Annotated in this window: 15 protein-coding genes; 8 read left to right on the top strand and 7 right to left on the bottom strand. The window is 57.9% G+C overall.

What is annotated here, in order from left to right:
• The first annotated feature begins 3 nt into the window (after positions 1–3).
• Both F3I15_RS03760 and glk read left to right on the top strand, forming a co-directional pair.
• Positions 4–1,659 (top strand): alpha-keto acid decarboxylase family protein, encoded by a 1,656-nt coding sequence (locus F3I15_RS03760; protein ID WP_150016593.1) that lies wholly within the window; start codon positions 4–6, stop codon positions 1,657–1,659.
• Positions 1,660–1,811: 152 nt separating this feature from the next.
• The gene (gene glk / locus F3I15_RS03755) at positions 1,812–2,777 is read left to right on the top strand and encodes a glucokinase (RefSeq protein WP_039379409.1); all 966 of its coding nucleotides are present in this window, start codon (positions 1,812–1,814) and stop codon (positions 2,775–2,777) included.
• A gap of 30 nt (positions 2,778–2,807) precedes the next feature.
• Here the strand turns inward: glk and F3I15_RS03750 are convergent, their stop codons facing one another.
• Together F3I15_RS03750 and F3I15_RS03745 are read right to left on the bottom strand one after the other, a co-directional pair.
• Positions 2,808–3,530, bottom strand: a complete 723-nt coding sequence (locus tag F3I15_RS03750; RefSeq protein WP_150016592.1) for a LytTR family DNA-binding domain-containing protein — start codon at positions 3,528–3,530, stop codon at positions 2,808–2,810.
• Positions 3,527–5,218: a sensor histidine kinase gene (locus F3I15_RS03745; RefSeq protein WP_150016642.1), complete on the bottom strand. Its 1,692-nt coding sequence runs from the start codon at positions 5,216–5,218 to the stop codon at positions 3,527–3,529. The genes F3I15_RS03750 and F3I15_RS03745 overlap by 4 nt, the downstream gene beginning before the upstream one ends.
• A 440-nt stretch (positions 5,219–5,658) precedes the next feature.
• Between F3I15_RS03745 and F3I15_RS03740 the strand changes: the two genes are divergently transcribed.
• Positions 5,659–6,183: a GNAT family N-acetyltransferase gene (locus F3I15_RS03740; RefSeq protein ID WP_150016591.1), complete on the top strand. Its 525-nt coding sequence runs from the start codon at positions 5,659–5,661 to the stop codon at positions 6,181–6,183.
• Between the two features lie 119 nt (positions 6,184–6,302).
• On the top strand, positions 6,303–7,538 hold the full coding sequence (gene alaC / locus F3I15_RS03735) for an alanine transaminase (protein ID WP_150016590.1): 1,236 nt from the start codon (positions 6,303–6,305) through the stop codon (positions 7,536–7,538).
• A 41-nt stretch (positions 7,539–7,579) separates the two neighbouring features.
• Here the strand turns inward: alaC and ypdK are convergent, their stop codons facing one another.
• The 3 genes from ypdK to F3I15_RS03720 form a co-directional block, all read right to left on the bottom strand.
• Positions 7,580–7,651: a membrane protein YpdK gene (gene ypdK, locus F3I15_RS03730; RefSeq protein ID WP_006120362.1), complete on the bottom strand. Its 72-nt coding sequence runs from the start codon at positions 7,649–7,651 to the stop codon at positions 7,580–7,582.
• A 200-nt stretch (positions 7,652–7,851) separates the two neighbouring features.
• On the bottom strand, positions 7,852–8,880 hold the full coding sequence (locus F3I15_RS03725; RefSeq protein ID WP_150016589.1) for an HlyD family secretion protein: 1,029 nt from the start codon (positions 8,878–8,880) through the stop codon (positions 7,852–7,854).
• 1 nt (position 8,881) lies between these two features.
• Positions 8,882–10,486 carry an MFS transporter gene (locus F3I15_RS03720; RefSeq protein ID WP_150016588.1) on the bottom strand — a complete coding sequence of 535 codons (1,605 nt, stop codon included), beginning with the start codon at positions 10,484–10,486 and terminating at the stop codon, positions 8,882–8,884.
• 152 nt (positions 10,487–10,638) lie between these two features.
• Here F3I15_RS03720 and F3I15_RS03715 point away from each other — a divergent pair, with 152 nt between their 5' ends.
• The 4 genes from F3I15_RS03715 (at position 10,639) to F3I15_RS03700 (ending at position 13,236) form a co-directional block, all read left to right on the top strand.
• Entirely contained in the window at positions 10,639–11,427 is a 789-nt protein-coding gene (locus tag F3I15_RS03715; protein WP_150016587.1) for an IclR family transcriptional regulator, read from the top strand.
• A gap of 6 nt (positions 11,428–11,433) precedes the next feature.
• Positions 11,434–11,886: a universal stress protein gene (locus F3I15_RS03710; protein ID WP_150016586.1), complete on the top strand. Its 453-nt coding sequence runs from the start codon at positions 11,434–11,436 to the stop codon at positions 11,884–11,886.
• Between the two features lie 9 nt (positions 11,887–11,895).
• Entirely contained in the window at positions 11,896–12,699 is an 804-nt protein-coding gene (locus F3I15_RS03705) for a hypothetical protein (RefSeq protein ID WP_150016585.1), read from the top strand.
• A gap of 255 nt (positions 12,700–12,954) precedes the next feature.
• Entirely contained in the window at positions 12,955–13,236 is a 282-nt protein-coding gene (locus tag F3I15_RS03700; protein ID WP_039379385.1) for a hypothetical protein, read from the top strand.
• Between the two features lie 70 nt (positions 13,237–13,306).
• On the opposite strand, the gene F3I15_RS18165 is transcribed toward F3I15_RS03700, so the two are convergent.
• Entirely contained in the window at positions 13,307–13,453 is a 147-nt protein-coding gene (locus F3I15_RS18165; protein WP_166714036.1) for a hypothetical protein, read from the bottom strand.
• A gap of 257 nt (positions 13,454–13,710) precedes the next feature.
• Positions 13,711–14,928, bottom strand: a complete 1,218-nt coding sequence (locus tag F3I15_RS03695; protein ID WP_150016584.1) for an MFS transporter — start codon at positions 14,926–14,928, stop codon at positions 13,711–13,713.
• Positions 14,929–15,034: the final 106 nt, after the last annotated feature.

Genomic DNA, 15,034 nt, shown 5'->3' with positions numbered 1-15,034 from the left:
CTGATGAAGAGATTCACCGTAAGCGACTATCTGTTACAGCGGCTGGATGAGGCGGGCATCCGTCACCTGTTTGGCGTGCCGGGCGACTACAATCTGCAGTTCCTCGACAGCGTGATCGCACATCCGGCGATCGCCTGGGTCGGCTGTGCCAACGAGCTTAACGCCGCCTACGCGGCTGACGGCTATGGTCGCTGTCAGGGCGCGGCAGCGCTGCTGACCACCTTTGGCGTGGGCGAGCTGAGCGCGATTAACGGCATCGCCGGCAGCTATGCCGAGTATGTGCCGGTGATCCAGATTGTCGGTGCGCCGGCGCTGAGGGTGCAGCAGCAGAGGGAGTGCGTGCACCATTCGCTGGGTGACGGCGATTTTCACCATTTTCTGCGTATGGCGCAGGAGGTCAACGCCGCGACAGCGGTGCTTACCGCAGAGAACGCTGCGGCGGAGATCGATCGCGTGATAAGCACCGCGCTGCATGAGCATCGGCCGGGCTACCTGTTGCTGGCGGTGGACGTGGCCGCGGCAGCGATAACCCCGCCGTCAGCACGTGCTGAGCCGCACAGTGAAAACGCAGATGCCACAGCAGCCTTTGCGGCGGCGGCTGAGCATCTGCTGGCACCGGCACAGCGCGTGGCGCTGCTGGCTGATTTTCTCGCCGCACGCTGGGGGGCAGCTGCACAGCTGGCCGGACTGCGTGAGCTGCGCGCGATTCCGGCAGCGACGCTGCTGATGGGTAAAGGCGTACTCAATGAACAGCAGCCCGGTTTTGTCGGCACTTACGCGGCGGCGGGCAGCAGCATGGCTATTCGCGAAGCGATTGAGGCCGCGGATGTGACGCTGTGCGCGGGCGTACGCTTTACCGACACGCTGACCGCTGGCTTCACCCAGCAGCTCTCCTCTGAACGCGTCATCGATATTCAGCCGTTTCACAGCTGCGTGGCGGGCGAACACTTTGCGCTGCCGATGAGGGCGGCGCTGGCGGCGCTGCAGCCGGTTTATCAGCGTTACTGCCTGCGCTGGCCGACCGGAGAGAGCATGCAGTGCGAGGAAAATCATCAGATTGCTGCAGGGATAATCACTCAGCAGGCATTCTGGCAGGCAATGCAGCACTTCCTGCTGCCGGGTGATATTATCCTTGCCGATCAGGGCACGGCGGCATTTGGCGCAGCGGCCCTGCAGCTGCCGGAGGGGGCGCAGCTGCTGGTACAGCCGCTGTGGGGCTCGATTGGCTATACGCTGCCCGCGGCGTTTGGTGCGCAGACGGCGCGGCCCGACAGCCGGGTGATCCTGATCATTGGCGATGGCTCAGCACAGCTGACTATTCAGGAGCTGGGCTCCATGCAGCGCGACGCGCAGCGTCCGGTTATTTTCCTGATCAATAACGACGGCTATACCGTAGAGCGCGCCATTCACGGTCCGGAACAGCGTTATAATGACATTGCGCGCTGGAACTGGACCGCACTGCCGCAGGCGATGAGCCTGGAAGGGGCGGCGCAGAGCTGGCGGGTCAGCGAAACCGCGCAGCTGGAGGCGGCGATGGCGGTGGTCAGCAAAACCGCGCGTTTGTCGCTGATTGAAGTGGTGATGGAAAAACAGGATCTGCCGCCGCTGCTGCGCAAAGTTACCGCCGCCCTGCATCAGCGTAATAGTGGTGCAGTTTAAGAAAGTTGCCTCTATACAGATGGCCTGACAATCGCCAGGCTGTGCATCACACTGGATTAACAGCGTCCGCCTCACCGGCGGGCGTTGTTGTTTTATTGGCAGGCTTCTATAGTGTTTGCCACTATTTATGACCCAAGCGGAGCAGCAGAAGAATGACAAAATACGCCCTGGTCGGCGATGTGGGCGGTACTAACGCTCGTCTCGCGCTGTGTGAGGTAGAGACCGGCGCCATCTCACACGCCAAAACATTCTCCACATCAGACTACGACAATCTTGAAGCCGTTATCCGTTTCTATCTGGCGGAACAGCAGCAGGCAGTGACTGATGGCTGTATCGCTATCGCCTGTCCGATCACCGAAGACTGGGTCGAGATGACCAACCACGACTGGGCATTCTCAACGCGCCAGATGAAACAGAATCTGGGCTTCAGCACGCTGGAAATTATCAACGATTTCACCGCCGTCTCTATGGCGATCCCGATGCTGACGGAAAACGAAGTGATCCAGTTTGGTGGCAAAGCGCCGGTTAAAGATAAGCCGATCGCTATCTACGGCGCGGGCACCGGACTGGGCGTCAGCCATCTGGTGCACGTCAATCAGCGCTGGGTCAGTCTGCCGGGTGAGGGCGGCCACGTCGATTTCGCGCCAAACAGCGAAGAGGAAGATCAGATCCTCGAAGTGCTGCGTGCGGAGATGGGCCACGTTTCTGCCGAGCGCGTGCTGTCAGGAGCGGGACTGGTCAACCTTTACCGCGCGATTGTGAAATCTGACGCGCGCGAGCCGCAAAACCTCAAGCCAAAAGATGTGACCGAGCGGGCGCTGCAGGATACCTGTATCGACTGCCGCCGCGCGCTGACGCTGTTCTGCGTGATCATGGGACGCTTTGGCGGCAACCTGGCGCTGAACCTCGGCACCTTTGGTGGCGTTTATATTGCGGGCGGCATCGTGCCGCGCTTCCTCGACTTTTTCAAAGCCTCCGGTTTTCGCGCGGCGTTTGAAGATAAGGGACGTTTCCGCGACTATCTGGTCGATATTCCGGTGTATATGATCACGCACGATCAGCCCGGCCTGCTGGGGGCCGGCGCGCATCTGCGTCAGGCGCTGGGCCGCGTACTCTGACACAGCGGCGGACGGCGCGGGTCGTCCGCCTTACAGCCGCATCAGCTGCCGGAACGGTCTGGCTTTGCTGCGGCTTACCGGTACCTGCGCCTCCAGATCGCGTAGCTTCACCAGATAGGTATTATTAAACCACGGCTCTATCTCGCGAATTTTACTCAGGTTCACACAGTAAGAGCGATGGCAGCGAAAAAACAGCGTCTCCGGCAGCCGGCTGCAGAACTCACTGATGGCCACTGACATCACGTAGGCCTCCCGCCGCGTATAGACAAACGTCAGCTTCTCATGCGCTTCCACATAGTAAATATCGTTGATATCGGTAACGATGATGCGCTCATCTTTCTGCAGGTTCACCGTCTGGGGCGTAACAGCCTGGCTGTTCTGCAGCGGCGGCGGCTGCGTGGCGGCCTCCAGCTTGTTCAGCATGGTGATGATGCGCGCCTCATGGTAGGGCTTGAGGATGTAGTCAAACGCGTCGAGTTCAAACGCCTCCACCGCATAATCTTTCCAGGCAGTGATAAAAACAATCAGGGGCTTGTGGGTAAACTGATGAATATTCTGCGCCAGCAGCATGCCATCCAGCGACGGAATATTAATATCGAGAAAAATCACGTCGACCCGATGCGTCTGCAGATATTTCAGCACATCCAGCCCGTCATCAAAGCTTGCTTCTACCGTGATCTGACTATGCTGCTGAATCATCCAGCTGAGCTCCTGGCGCGCCAGAAATTCATCTTCCACTATTATGGCTTTCATACTGTTATTTCCGGTTGAACGCTGAGCGCGGCAGGGAGAGGCTGGCTGTTTTTCGGCAGGCTAAAAGCGATTTCCGTTCCCGGCTGGTGGCGCATGATAATCAGCCCCTGGCCGGTCAGCAGTCTGACACGGTGGTGAACATTCAGAAGGCCAATTTTATTGCCCGGCATCTCATTGCGCGCAACGCGGCGGGTCACCTCGTCGCTGATCCCCGGTCCGGTGTCGCGTACGGCGATACGTACCCGATCGCCCAGGTCTTTCACGCTGAGCGTCACTACGCCTTTGCCCCGGCATGGCTGAATGCCGTGCACAATAGCATTTTCCACCAGCGGCTGAATCAGCAGGCTGGGCAGAGTAAAGTGCAGATCGTCGTCGATATCGTAGATCATTGACAGCTTATCGCCGAAGCGCGCCTGCTCAATGGCAATATAATCTTTTACCTGCCACAGCTCTTTCTTGATATCGATCAGCTCATCCTCATTGAGTTCAAGGTTATAGCGCAGATAGCGCGACAGGTTGATAACCAGCTGACGGGCAGTATCGGGATTCATCCGGATGGAGGCAGAGATAGCGTTCAGGGCATTAAACAAAAAGTGGGGGTTAATTTTGCTCTGCAGGGCCCGAAGTTCCGCTTTATTGGCCATTTCACGCAGCTGCTCTGCGCGCGATACCTCCAGCTGGGTCGAGATAATCTGCGACAGCCCGATAGCCATCTCTTTCAGCGAGCCGGTAATGCGGTGCGCCCGGCGATAGTAAATTTTCAGCGTCCCGGTCACCTGACCCTGCTCCCAGAGCGGGATCACCAGCATCGAGTGAATATCACGCGTGCGATGCGCTTCGTCGTTGTTTTTGATAATGATCTTCCCGCTGGCAATCGCCTGTGCGGTGGTGGGGCTGATGCCATCATCGCCATTATGGTAGTTCTGTTCACCATAGCCGACATACGCCTGAATCTGCTGCGTATTGGTAATGGCAACCGCGTCGGCGTGGATGTCGCGCCGGATAATATCGCACACTTCGCGCAGCGCATCGCTGTTTACCTGACGAAACAGCGGCAGCGTTTTATTCGCTATCTCCAGCGCAAGTTTGGCCTGCCGGGCGGCAATCGCCTCTTTTTCTCCCTCCACGCTCTGCACCAGCAGCACAATCAATCCGATACTGGAGGCACCCAGAATCATCGGCAGGGCGATCTCCGAGACAATCGTCAGGCCGAGCGCTGCAGGCTTTGCCCATAACAGGATCAGCAGCATAGTCAGCGCCTCGCACAGCATGCCGCCCGCTATGCCGGCCCCCCAGCGCTGCTCTTTGCTGACCCGGCGATTGATTACGCCAGAGGCGATACCGGCCACAATGCTGGTGATGAGGCAGGGTACTGACGTGACGCCATCTATGTCGATCAGGAAGCGGTGCAGCCCGGCAATGACGCCGGTCGTCACGCCCACCCAGGGGCCAAACAGAATGCCGCCCGCCATCACCGCAATGACGCGGACATTTAGCAGCGAGCCATCCACCGCCACGCCGGACCAGGTGCTGAACAGCGCAAACAGCGAGAAAATCAGGGTGACGATCGCTTTCTCGCTCAGCGTGTGTTCATCTTTCTGCAGCAGCTGGCGCAACACCCGGGTGCGGGTAAGAAAAAAGAGGCAGATAAGCATCAGCGCTGCACGATCGAACACCGCCAGCAGCATGTCAAAATGGAAGGGCACAGGCGTTTCCGGGACAAAATATCGGTGGCGTCATAATAAAAAATGCGCGCGCAATGCGCCAGCCTGGCGCTCTGGGTTTAACGGGCCGCATAAATGCGGCCCCTGTGGGATTTGTGTAGGGGCGCCATTAATGGCGCCCTGGGTTTAACGGGCCGCATAAATGCGGCCCCTACAGGGTTTATGACGCCGCGGCCCCTGCGAAATTTGTGTAGGGGCGCCATTAATGGCGCCCTGGTTTTAACGGGATGCATAAATACGGCCCCTGCGGAGGCGCGTAGGGGCGCCATTAATGGCGCCCTGGGTTTAACGGGCCGCATAAATGCGGCTCCTGTGGGATTTGTGTAGGGGCGCCATTAATGGCGCCCTGGCTGTCGCTGCGGCAGTTTGCTATGTTGCACTATTCCCCGTAGCGGAGCGCCGCCATGCAACTTCAGACCCCGCGATTAACCCTGAGCCGGTTGCAGCCGGAAGACTGGCAGATCTTCAAAGCGGTACATGAAGACGCTGCCACCATGACCTGGGTAAGCGAAATCCCCGACGAAAACGACATTCGTCAGCGTTTCAATGAACGCCTGGCGCCGTGGCAGCCCGCCAGCTTTCACATGCTGTGCCTGGTGGCACGCCTGCAAACAAATCAGGAACCGATAGGCCTGTTTGGCTGCAGCGCCGAGTGGCACCCTTATCGCCAGGCGGAAGTTGGCTATATGCTGCGCCACAGCTACACCGGGCAGGGTTACGGCAGCGAAGCGCTGGCGGCGCTGGTTCACTTTCTGTTCAGCGCAGAATTTCATAAGCTGAAAGCGCTGGTGATTGAGGGGAACTGGCCATCCCGACGCATTCTGGAAAAGAATAATTTTATGCTGGAGGGGACTCTGCGGGATAATTATCTGTTAAACGGACAATGGGTAAACGATTGGGTGTTTGGCTGCCTGAATCCCGAAAAATAAAAAAATTTTCTGCTGCTCTCGACAGCGCAGGTCACAGCGCGTTATGTTCGGGGTGAGGTCACAGCAAGTGATCCGCGTCGCTCGGACGGTCCGGGCGCTCACGTAATCCTGAGGACATCATGGCTGATAACAGCATACCCCGTCGTTTCTCGCGTATAGAACGCCTTCCCCCATACGTATTCAACATCACCGCTGAACTGAAGATGGCTGCGCGCCGGCGCGGCGAAGATATTATCGACTTTTCAATGGGGAATCCGGATGGCGCTACGCCGCCGCATATTGTGGAAAAGCTCTGTCAGGTGGCACAGCGTGAAGATACGCACGGCTACTCCACCTCAAAAGGTATTCCGCGCCTGCGCCGGGCGATTTCGCGCTGGTACGCTGAGCGCTATCAGGTGGATATCGATCCGGAGTCAGAAGCGATTGTCACTATCGGCTCCAAAGAGGGACTGGCGCACCTGATGCTCGCCACGCTCGATCACGGTGACACCGTGCTGGTGCCCAACCCCAGCTATCCTATCCATATTTATGGCGCGGTGATCGCCGGGGCGCAGGTTCGCTCCGTGCCGCTGGTCGCGGGGGTGGATTTCTTTAATGAGCTGGAGCGTGCGATTCGCGAAAGCTATCCGAAGCCGAAAATGATGATCCTCGGCTTCCCTTCCAATCCCACCGCTCAGTGCGTAGAACTCGACTTCTTTGAACGGGTTATTGCGCTGGCAAAACAGTATAACGTGCTGGTGATCCACGATCTCGCCTACGCTGACATCACCTACGACGGCTGGAAAGCGCCCTCAATCATGCAGGTGCCGGGGGCGCGCGACGTGGCGGTAGAGTTCTTCACGCTCTCCAAAAGCTACAACATGGCGGGGTGGCGTATCGGTTTCATGACAGGAAACAAAGAGCTGGTAGCGGCGCTGGCGCGCATCAAAAGCTATCACGATTACGGGACATTCACGCCGCTGCAGGTGGCAGCCATTGCCGCACTGGAGGGCGATCAGCAGTGCGTGCGCGATATCGCTGAGCAGTATAAGCGCCGGCGTGATGTGCTGGTAAAAGGGCTGCATGAAGCGGGCTGGATGGTGGATTTGCCTAAGGCATCGATGTACGTCTGGGCAAAAATCCCGGAACGCTACGCGCATCTTGGCTCGCTGGAGTTTGCCAAACTGCTGCTGCAGGAGGCAAAAGTCTGCGTGTCACCCGGCATCGGTTTTGGTGAATATGGTGATACACACGTGCGCTTTGCGCTGATTGAAAACAGCGATCGCATTCGTCAGGCGGTGCGGGGGATTAAGGCGATGTTCCGCGCCGACGGTATCTTACCGGGAGCGGTAAAAGAGGCAGAAGAGGCGCGCTAAGCGTGCGTCGGGGCGACTGGTGTGGTCGCCCCGTCCGGTACTCAGAGCATCAGCACGAAGGTGCCGACCCAAAGCAACACGAAAAAAGAGATGCCCATCAAAGCGTATTTCACAACATAACTCCTCTGTGCGGTTACCGTGATGGCGATCCCAGACCAGCGTAACCCGAACAGAATAAGAGAAAGGTGGAGTTCATTAACGCTACACGCTTTCTACTCAGGTGGTCCCGGCCAGACCGGAACAGGATCGGGCGCTAATTTACGCGGAATCGATCCAGAAATAAATAGGCCGGTTCTGAGATATTGCTCACAATTTATTGGGTCTGAATGTGCGGGATCGCCGACATGCCGACGCGCAACTGCGCCAGATCGGGCTGACCCGCATCAAGCACAATCTTTACCGGCAGACGCTGAACCACTTTAGTGTAGTTGCCCGTTGCATTATCAGGTGAAATTGCTGAGAAGGTTGCCCCCGTTGCCGGCGCAATGCTGTCGATACGCCCGGTAAAAGTTTTTCCCGGCAGCGCATCGATAGTCACGCTGACTTTTTGTCCCTGCCGCACGTCGGTCAGCTGGGTTTCCAGATAATTAGCCGTAATATAGATCTGCTGCAGCGGCACCACCGCCAGCAGGCGGCTGCCGGCGCTGACATAGGCGCCCGGACGTACGCTACGCTGGCCTACCGTGCCCTCTACCGGCGCAACAATGCGGGTATAGGAGAGATTAAGCTGCGCCTGGTCGACATTCGCCTGCGCGGCGGCGACATCCGCCTCCGCCTGACGTACGGCCGCCTGCAGAACATTAACCTGCTTAAGCGCCGCGTCCAGCGCCGCTTCACTCTGCCGTACCGTCGCCGAAGCGGAACGCTGATTAGCGTCCGCTTTTTGCTGATCGTCAGCCGCAATGGTGCCACTTTTATAAAGCTGATTATAACGTGCGGCGTTCTGGCCGGCGTAGCGGGCCGCTGCCTCACTGGCCGCCAGCGTCGCTTTTGCCTGATTAATCGTCGCCTGCTGCTGCGCCAGCTGCGCCTGGGTGCTTAGCCGTTTCGCCTCGCTGACCTGCAGCGAAGCGCGTGCGGTTTCCAGCGCTACGCGAAAATCGCGATCGTCAAGCGTTGCCAGCAGATCGCCCGCCCGGACGTGCTGGTTATCCTGCACGCTGACCCGGGCGATATAGCCTGAAACTTTGGGGGCGACCAGCGTGTAATCTGCATTAACCCAGGCATCATCGGTGCGATGATCGTTGGTGGTCATGGCACGCCAGAGGAGAAAGGCGAGCGCGAGCAGCAGTACTAACAGGGCGCTTAGCAGCGCCGTTCTTTTTACAGCAGAGAGTTGCATATCAGTGTTCCCGACGTGGCGTAACAGGTTGAATCAATGTTTGAGGCGGCCAGACGCGGTGCGCCAGGCAGAGCGTCAGCAGCAGCAGCAGGGCGCCAAAGGCGGTCAGCATCAGCCAGGCATCGCTCAGGCTGAGCACCAGCGCCTGATGTTTCAGCAGGGCGGCAAATCCGCTCAGGTTCTGCACGCTACTGGCGCTGCCGTCCGGCAGCAGGGGAGCACTGCTGCCAGCCTGCGCGCTGCTGGTGGCGGTCATCAGCCAGCTGCGGCTGGCCGCCTGATCCACCAGCACATGCGAGTGGAACTGTTCGCGATGGCTGATAAACCACTCCACCAGCGTGCTGGCTGCGATGCTGGAAAAACCGCGTACGGTGTTAAACATGGCGGAAGCAAAAGGGCCCTCCGGCGGCGCCACAACGCTGGTGGCACTCATCAGCACCGGCAGGATCACCATCGGCTGTCCGAACGCCTGCAGGACCTGCATCAGCCAGAAATTCTGCCGCGCCCAGTCAGTGGTAATCTGCGTTCCCAGCAGACAGGCGGTGACCAGCAGCAGCACGCCGCAGCACAACACCCAGCGGCAGTCGACCCGGCGAATGTTCAGCAGAGCCGCGACCAGCGGGGCAATCAGCAGCTGCGGCAGACCCACTGTCAGCGCCAGCGGCGCAAACTGCAGCGTACGAAATCCCTCTACCTGACCAAAATAGAGCGAAGGCAGCGCTGAACCGGAGAGTGCCAGAATCAGCACCGCCATCAGCGCCAGCAGGCCATGCGCCAGGTTGGAACGGCGCAGCATCTGCAGCCTGAAGAGCGGCAGCGGATGAAACCACTCGTTAATCAGGAACACCGTCAGCAGCGCCAGCGCACTCAGCAGCATGGCGGTAAACAGCGGTGAGCTGAGCCAGTCCAGCCGCTCCCCCTGAGTCAGGGCCAGAATCAGCAGCGCCATGCCGGCGCAGCCGGTGAGCATGCCAAACAGATCGATCTGCCGAAAGCGCTCCAGGCGCAGCGGATCCTGCGGCAGCCCCCACGCAATCAGCGTCATTGCCAGCAGCATGGCCGGGATCACCTGCCAGAACACAAACGCCCAGCCCACCTCATCGGTCCAGAACGCCGCCAGCGAGGCCGCCATATTGGGGCCAAAGGTGGCGGTGAGCGCATAGGCGCCCAGGCCGTAGAGTTTGATCGGCGGCGGCAGAAAGCGCAGCGCCACCGTCATCAGCAAGGGCGGCAGCGCGCCGCCAAAGATACCCTGCAGCACGCGCAGCGCAATAAACAGCGTCGCATCCTGCGTCAGCGGCAGCACCAGGCCGCACAGCATAAAGCCGGCAGATACTACCAGGGCAAAACGGCGCAGAGAAAAGGTGACGGCGAACCAGGGCGCAATCATCATTGCGGCGACTTCAGCTGCCTGATAGCCGGAGACAATCCAGCTACCGCGATCGTGACTGATACCGATAGCGGCGCGGATATCTGCCAGCGCAATATCCGTGACCCTATCGTTGAGTCCTGACGTCAGCGCCGCGATCAGCACGCCCACCAGCCCGAGAGCCAGGCGCAGTGTAAACGGGTGCGGAGCTGGCGGAGCAGCGGGCGAAGCGGTCATAGCAGAACTCTCATGAAATTATGATGCAGTGTATTACGATGTGATACAGGTCGCGCATCTTACATGCCGGTATGATGTATTGCAATGTGATACGCAGGTACAAAAGTGCGATCATTCGCGCTACAGTAAAGCAGGCTCATAAGGAACGTATTATGGTGGGATCTGCCTCAGGCCGTGAGGATGAAAAAGCGGGTGGCATTCAGGTCATTGCGCGTGCGGCAAAAATTTTACATGCGCTGGGCGAACATCCCGGCGGTATGAGTCTGGGCGAAATTGCGCAGGTGGTGAACCTGCCGCGCTCCACGGTACAGCGCATCGTGGCGGCGCTCGACAGCGCTCAGCTGGTGCGCAGTAGCGGGGCAGGGGGGCTCAGGCTGGGGCCAGCTCTGCTGAAACTGATCTCCAGCGTCCATACGGATGTGGTGGAGCTGGCGCGTCCGCTGCTGGAACAGCTTTCAGCAACGGTTAATGAAACCGTCTCGCTGGCGCGCGCCAGCGGAACGCAGCTGGCGATCGTACATTATGTCGTAGCGCCGCGCGAGCTGCGGGTCGTACCGCGGATGGGGCTTAATCTGCCGCTCTACAGTACCTCCGGCGGCCGGGCGCTACTGGCGCTGGAGAGCGATGAAGATGTACAGCTGCTGGTGGGCGATGCCTGGCAGGAGCTCACAGATAAAACGGTAAAAACGCTGCCGCAGCTGATGGCGCTGATTGCTGAAGTACGCAGCAGTGGCATGGCGATCGATCGCGGTGAAACGCTTGAAGGGATCACCACCCTGGCGGTCGCCATCGATACGCTGTTCGGACGTTTCTCTATCTCGCTGCTGGTTCCCGGCGCGCGCTTTGCGCAACATGAAGCGCGCTATCGCAAAGAGATCATCACCTGTAAAGAGGCGCTGCTGCGCGAAATTGGCAAAATAACCGCTGTGGAGAAGAGGTAACGACTCATGAAAATGCTGTTAATGGCTATCGACAACTCACCGGTCGCAGAGAAAGTGATTGCGCTGACCCTTGAACAGGCGCTGGCGCTCAACGCCCCGGTCACGGTGCTGTGCTGTATCGATCCCGCCTATTCAGCCTGCAGCCAGCCTATCGAAATTGACGCCGGTGAAGATCCGGATGATTTTGTCGCGGCAAAAGATGAGCAGAACACCGCCGAGATGGTGGTGCGTCATGCACTGGCTCCGCTGCTGCGGGCGGGCGTGAATGCCAGAGGCGTCATCCTGGCGGGTGAAGCTGCTGAAACCATTGTGGCGCAGGCTGCGGTACTGCGCGCCAGTATGATTATCATGGGACGCCGGCATCTCTCGCCGCTCAACCGGCTGCTGAAAGGCTCGGTCAGCGCGGCAGTGATCGAACGCGCGACCTGTCCGGTTTTGCTGGACGTGCGTAAGGATTAACGCCGTACTATGACGCTGCTTTTTATTTCGGTGCTGGTCGCTTTTGCACTGCTGGCGCTGGTGATTGTGATGCTGGTACGCACCACGGCGCTGCGAGCCTGGCAGGGGATGCTGCTGTTTATCCTGCCGCTTGTGGCCGCTAATCTGATCTGGTTCAGCTGGCTGCATCCGCGTCAGGAAGAGAAGATGCAGATGGAGGCGGTTGCGCAGCAGCTCAGCGAGGCGCCAGGCTACCGCCTGCTTAAGGTGCAGGAGCCGGAGCTGTGGCAATTACTGAATCGTGAACTGCGGCATAAGCTGCAGCAGGGTATCTCCGCTGAACGGGCGCTGGGCGACCTGCGGGGCTGGCTGGCTGATATCGTAAATAAACGCATGACCCGCGCCAGCGATGATGCGGTAATCGCCTATGTTCAGGTTTCAGTGGAAGAGATGCAGGCGCTGCAGCAGCAGAGCCCGCAGCGCTGTTTTCAGTTTCTCTATCCGCAGGTCAGCGGCGGCATTAATCTGCAGGAGGTGCTCACCCCGGCCCTCTATCAGCGCGACGGCCATGCGCTTGAAGCCCTGCTGCTGAGCAGCCAGGGAGCAGAGCAGCAGACCGACCAGACGCTGGCCCGCCGCGATCTGCGTGAGATAGTTAACAGGCTTTATGGGAAGTGGGGCAATAAACTTCAGCAGCTTAATCAGCCGGCTGATACCGCCGTCGATCGCAGCGCGCTGTGTGCTATGTCTATCGATCTCTACAGCGCCATTCTCGCATTGCCTGCTAAGCGCGCCGCCGGCCTTTTACGTAATATGGTGCACAGCAACGGCTAACCGGTGAAAAAAAGCCCGCTCAGCGCGGGCACAAAGGTCACTTTGTTACGTCTTTTTATTATTGATATTACCTGGTGTGGAGCAGACATCGTGTGGTCTGACTGCACTATCGCAGTTGTCATATGATAAGAAAAGCCGTTTGGTTTTATTGATTCAATTGGCAAAAACATTGGTCTTAAGACTGTTTCGCGCGTTTTCCTATAGGCGTGCGGTGGCATCGTTGTTTACACTTCGACGCCTGAAGAGGACACCTGAATGAAAAATATCGTTACCGGCGCGTTAGCGCTTATTATGCTGGCGGGCTGCAGTGTTAATCAGCCTGGCGGATTTGAACGTGTAGATGAAGATAATACGTCCAACACCGTTCAATATCGTTACGATCCGCATAGCCTTAATCGGGATGCCATGAATGTTGACCTGGCAAATTACTGCAGTGAGCGGGGTTTTGATAAAGTGGATTCGCTGCCTGCTCAGGACAGTCATCTGCCAGGATTAAAGAAAGCCTGGTATCAGTGTAATTACGCGATTAAAAGCTAAAAAAAGGGCGGGATATATTCCCGCCCTGGTTTTTTTATTTTTGTATTAGTGCTGTGTGCGCTTTGCCCGATTATCCGTGACGATGCCCGTGGTGGCCATGGTGCCAGCCGCGGTCATGACCCCAGCCAGCGCCGCGGCCACGGTCGTGCTCAATAATACATCCGCTGAGCAAACTGACCATAACCGCTATCGACGTTAACGAAATAAGCTTTTTCATGGAAAGACCTCCTCTTTTCCAGTGAGGTCAGATTACGCCGGAATAGTGGAGTGAAGATGCAGCAAATGTAGAGTTATTTAGATAACTATTGCCAGATGTTTCAAAATAAAAGACAGAGAAAACAGGTTTTTCTATTTGAATCAGAATAAGCTGAATAGCAGGCTATATTAGCGCGATAATTCTGAAAGACAATAATTCGCGCCAGCGGATGAAAAATAAAAATGCGAGCGCTCATGATAACAGCGCTCGCCTGTAAGTTAATTATGCAGTGCAGGCCTGTTAATTGCCTGCCGGCGCGGCTGACGAACGCTTAGTGAAAGCAGCAGCGAAATAACCAGCAGCGTCATGATCAGACTAAAGGTAACGGTAAAGCCGCCGAAAAGAGAGGCGACCAGCGATCCAAGCACGCTGCCAATACCAAATCCGAGGTAGATCAGGCCGTAATTTTTTGTCAGGTTGTTCAGGCCAAAGAAGTCACTGATCAGCGCCGGGAAAACGGTGATTGTGCCACCGAAGCTGAAAGCTACGCAGGCCAGCGAGACAAAAAAAGTGGTTTCATTCATACGGGTAAACAGCAAAATACTCATGCCCGCGAGCGCAATACATTGCGCCAGTGAGATCACCCGGATACGGGCCATTTTGTCTGACAACACCCCCAGCGTTAACCGGCCGCTAAGGTTGGCAATGGCGATAACCGTTACGGCACTGGCGGCTATCTGCGGCGTAAGATGCACCATTCCTTCACCGATATCTTTCGCTACGCCGATCACATACAGACCGCTCATACAGGCGGTGAGGAACATCAGCGCCAGCATCCAGTATTGCGGCAGGCGAACCGCCTGTGCCAGCGTAAAGTCGCGTCCGGCATGCTGCGGATTGCTGCTGGCAGCACGCACCGGCGCATCGCGCATCAGCAGCGCGCCGCAGAACATCATGCTCATCGCCAGCACGCCCCAGATCATGAAGGTGTTCTCCAGGCCAACAGCATCCAGCAGGGTGCCGCAGATAAACTTGAAGCCGAGACTCCCCAGACCGTAGGCGCCGATTGAACAGGCGGAGATAAGGCCTTTACGCTCAGGAAACCACTTCACACAGTTGGATAGCGTCATCAGGTAGCCCGCACCATCTGCCAGGCCCACCAGAATACCGGCGCTCAGATAAAGCATCATCAGGTTATCAGCCTGCGCGGTCAGCCAGAATCCGGCCGCCATCAGGATGCCGGCTCCGATAGTCACATTACGTACGCCAAAACGCTCCTGCAGCTTGCCTGCCAGCGAGGAGGCGATAGCCAGCCCGAGGCTGAGCAACCCAAAAGAGAAAGCCACCTGGCTGACTGATTCGTGCAGTTTATGCGCCAGCGCGCCGTTAAAGAGGCTCCAGGTATACACTGACCCCAGCGCAAGCTGGGTAATAACAGTGCCGATCAGAGTCAGTATGCGGGTACGCTGGTAGTGCGCCGTTGAAGCTGTGGTCATGATGATTCTCCCGTCCGGGAATATGGAGTCTGCTGGCAGCTTAGCGCGCACGCGCGTAGCCGCGGCCGGATCCCGCTTCAGCGGTCAGAGAAACAGAATGAAATGC

The organism is Pantoea sp. M_9 (assembly GCF_008631385.1).
Lineage (GTDB): Bacteria > Pseudomonadota > Gammaproteobacteria > Enterobacterales > Enterobacteriaceae > Pantoea > Pantoea eucrina.
The sequence above is the reverse complement of the archived record's forward strand: the minus strand, read 5'-3'. Positions and strand labels throughout refer to the sequence as shown.

What these genes read in the sequence shown, in the direction of transcription:
- F3I15_RS03760 (WP_150016593.1), top strand. Translation starts at nt 4, where the DNA reads ATGAAGAGATTCACCGTAAGCGACTATCTGTTACAGCGGCTGGATGAG.
- alaC (WP_150016590.1), top strand. Translation starts at nt 6,303, where the DNA reads ATGGCTGATAACAGCATACCCCGTCGTTTCTCGCGTATAGAACGCCTT.
- F3I15_RS03695 (WP_150016584.1), bottom strand. Translation starts at nt 14,928, where the DNA reads ATGACCACAGCTTCAACGGCGCACTACCAGCGTACCCGCATACTGACT.
- F3I15_RS03710 (WP_150016586.1), top strand. Translation starts at nt 11,434, where the DNA reads ATGAAAATGCTGTTAATGGCTATCGACAACTCACCGGTCGCAGAGAAA.
- F3I15_RS03705 (WP_150016585.1), top strand. Translation starts at nt 11,896, where the DNA reads ATGACGCTGCTTTTTATTTCGGTGCTGGTCGCTTTTGCACTGCTGGCG.
- F3I15_RS03740 (WP_150016591.1), top strand. Translation starts at nt 5,659, where the DNA reads ATGCAACTTCAGACCCCGCGATTAACCCTGAGCCGGTTGCAGCCGGAA.
- F3I15_RS18165 (WP_166714036.1), bottom strand. Translation starts at nt 13,453, where the DNA reads ATGAAAAAGCTTATTTCGTTAACGTCGATAGCGGTTATGGTCAGTTTG.
- F3I15_RS03750 (WP_150016592.1), bottom strand. Translation starts at nt 3,530, where the DNA reads ATGAAAGCCATAATAGTGGAAGATGAATTTCTGGCGCGCCAGGAGCTC.
- F3I15_RS03725 (WP_150016589.1), bottom strand. Translation starts at nt 8,880, where the DNA reads ATGCAACTCTCTGCTGTAAAAAGAACGGCGCTGCTAAGCGCCCTGTTA.
- F3I15_RS03720 (WP_150016588.1), bottom strand. Translation starts at nt 10,486, where the DNA reads ATGACCGCTTCGCCCGCTGCTCCGCCAGCTCCGCACCCGTTTACACTG.
- F3I15_RS03745 (WP_150016642.1), bottom strand. Translation starts at nt 5,218, where the DNA reads ATGCTGCTGGCGGTGTTCGATCGTGCAGCGCTGATGCTTATCTGCCTC.
- glk (WP_039379409.1), top strand. Translation starts at nt 1,812, where the DNA reads ATGACAAAATACGCCCTGGTCGGCGATGTGGGCGGTACTAACGCTCGT.
- F3I15_RS03700 (WP_039379385.1), top strand. Translation starts at nt 12,955, where the DNA reads ATGAAAAATATCGTTACCGGCGCGTTAGCGCTTATTATGCTGGCGGGC.
- F3I15_RS03715 (WP_150016587.1), top strand. Translation starts at nt 10,639, where the DNA reads ATGGTGGGATCTGCCTCAGGCCGTGAGGATGAAAAAGCGGGTGGCATT.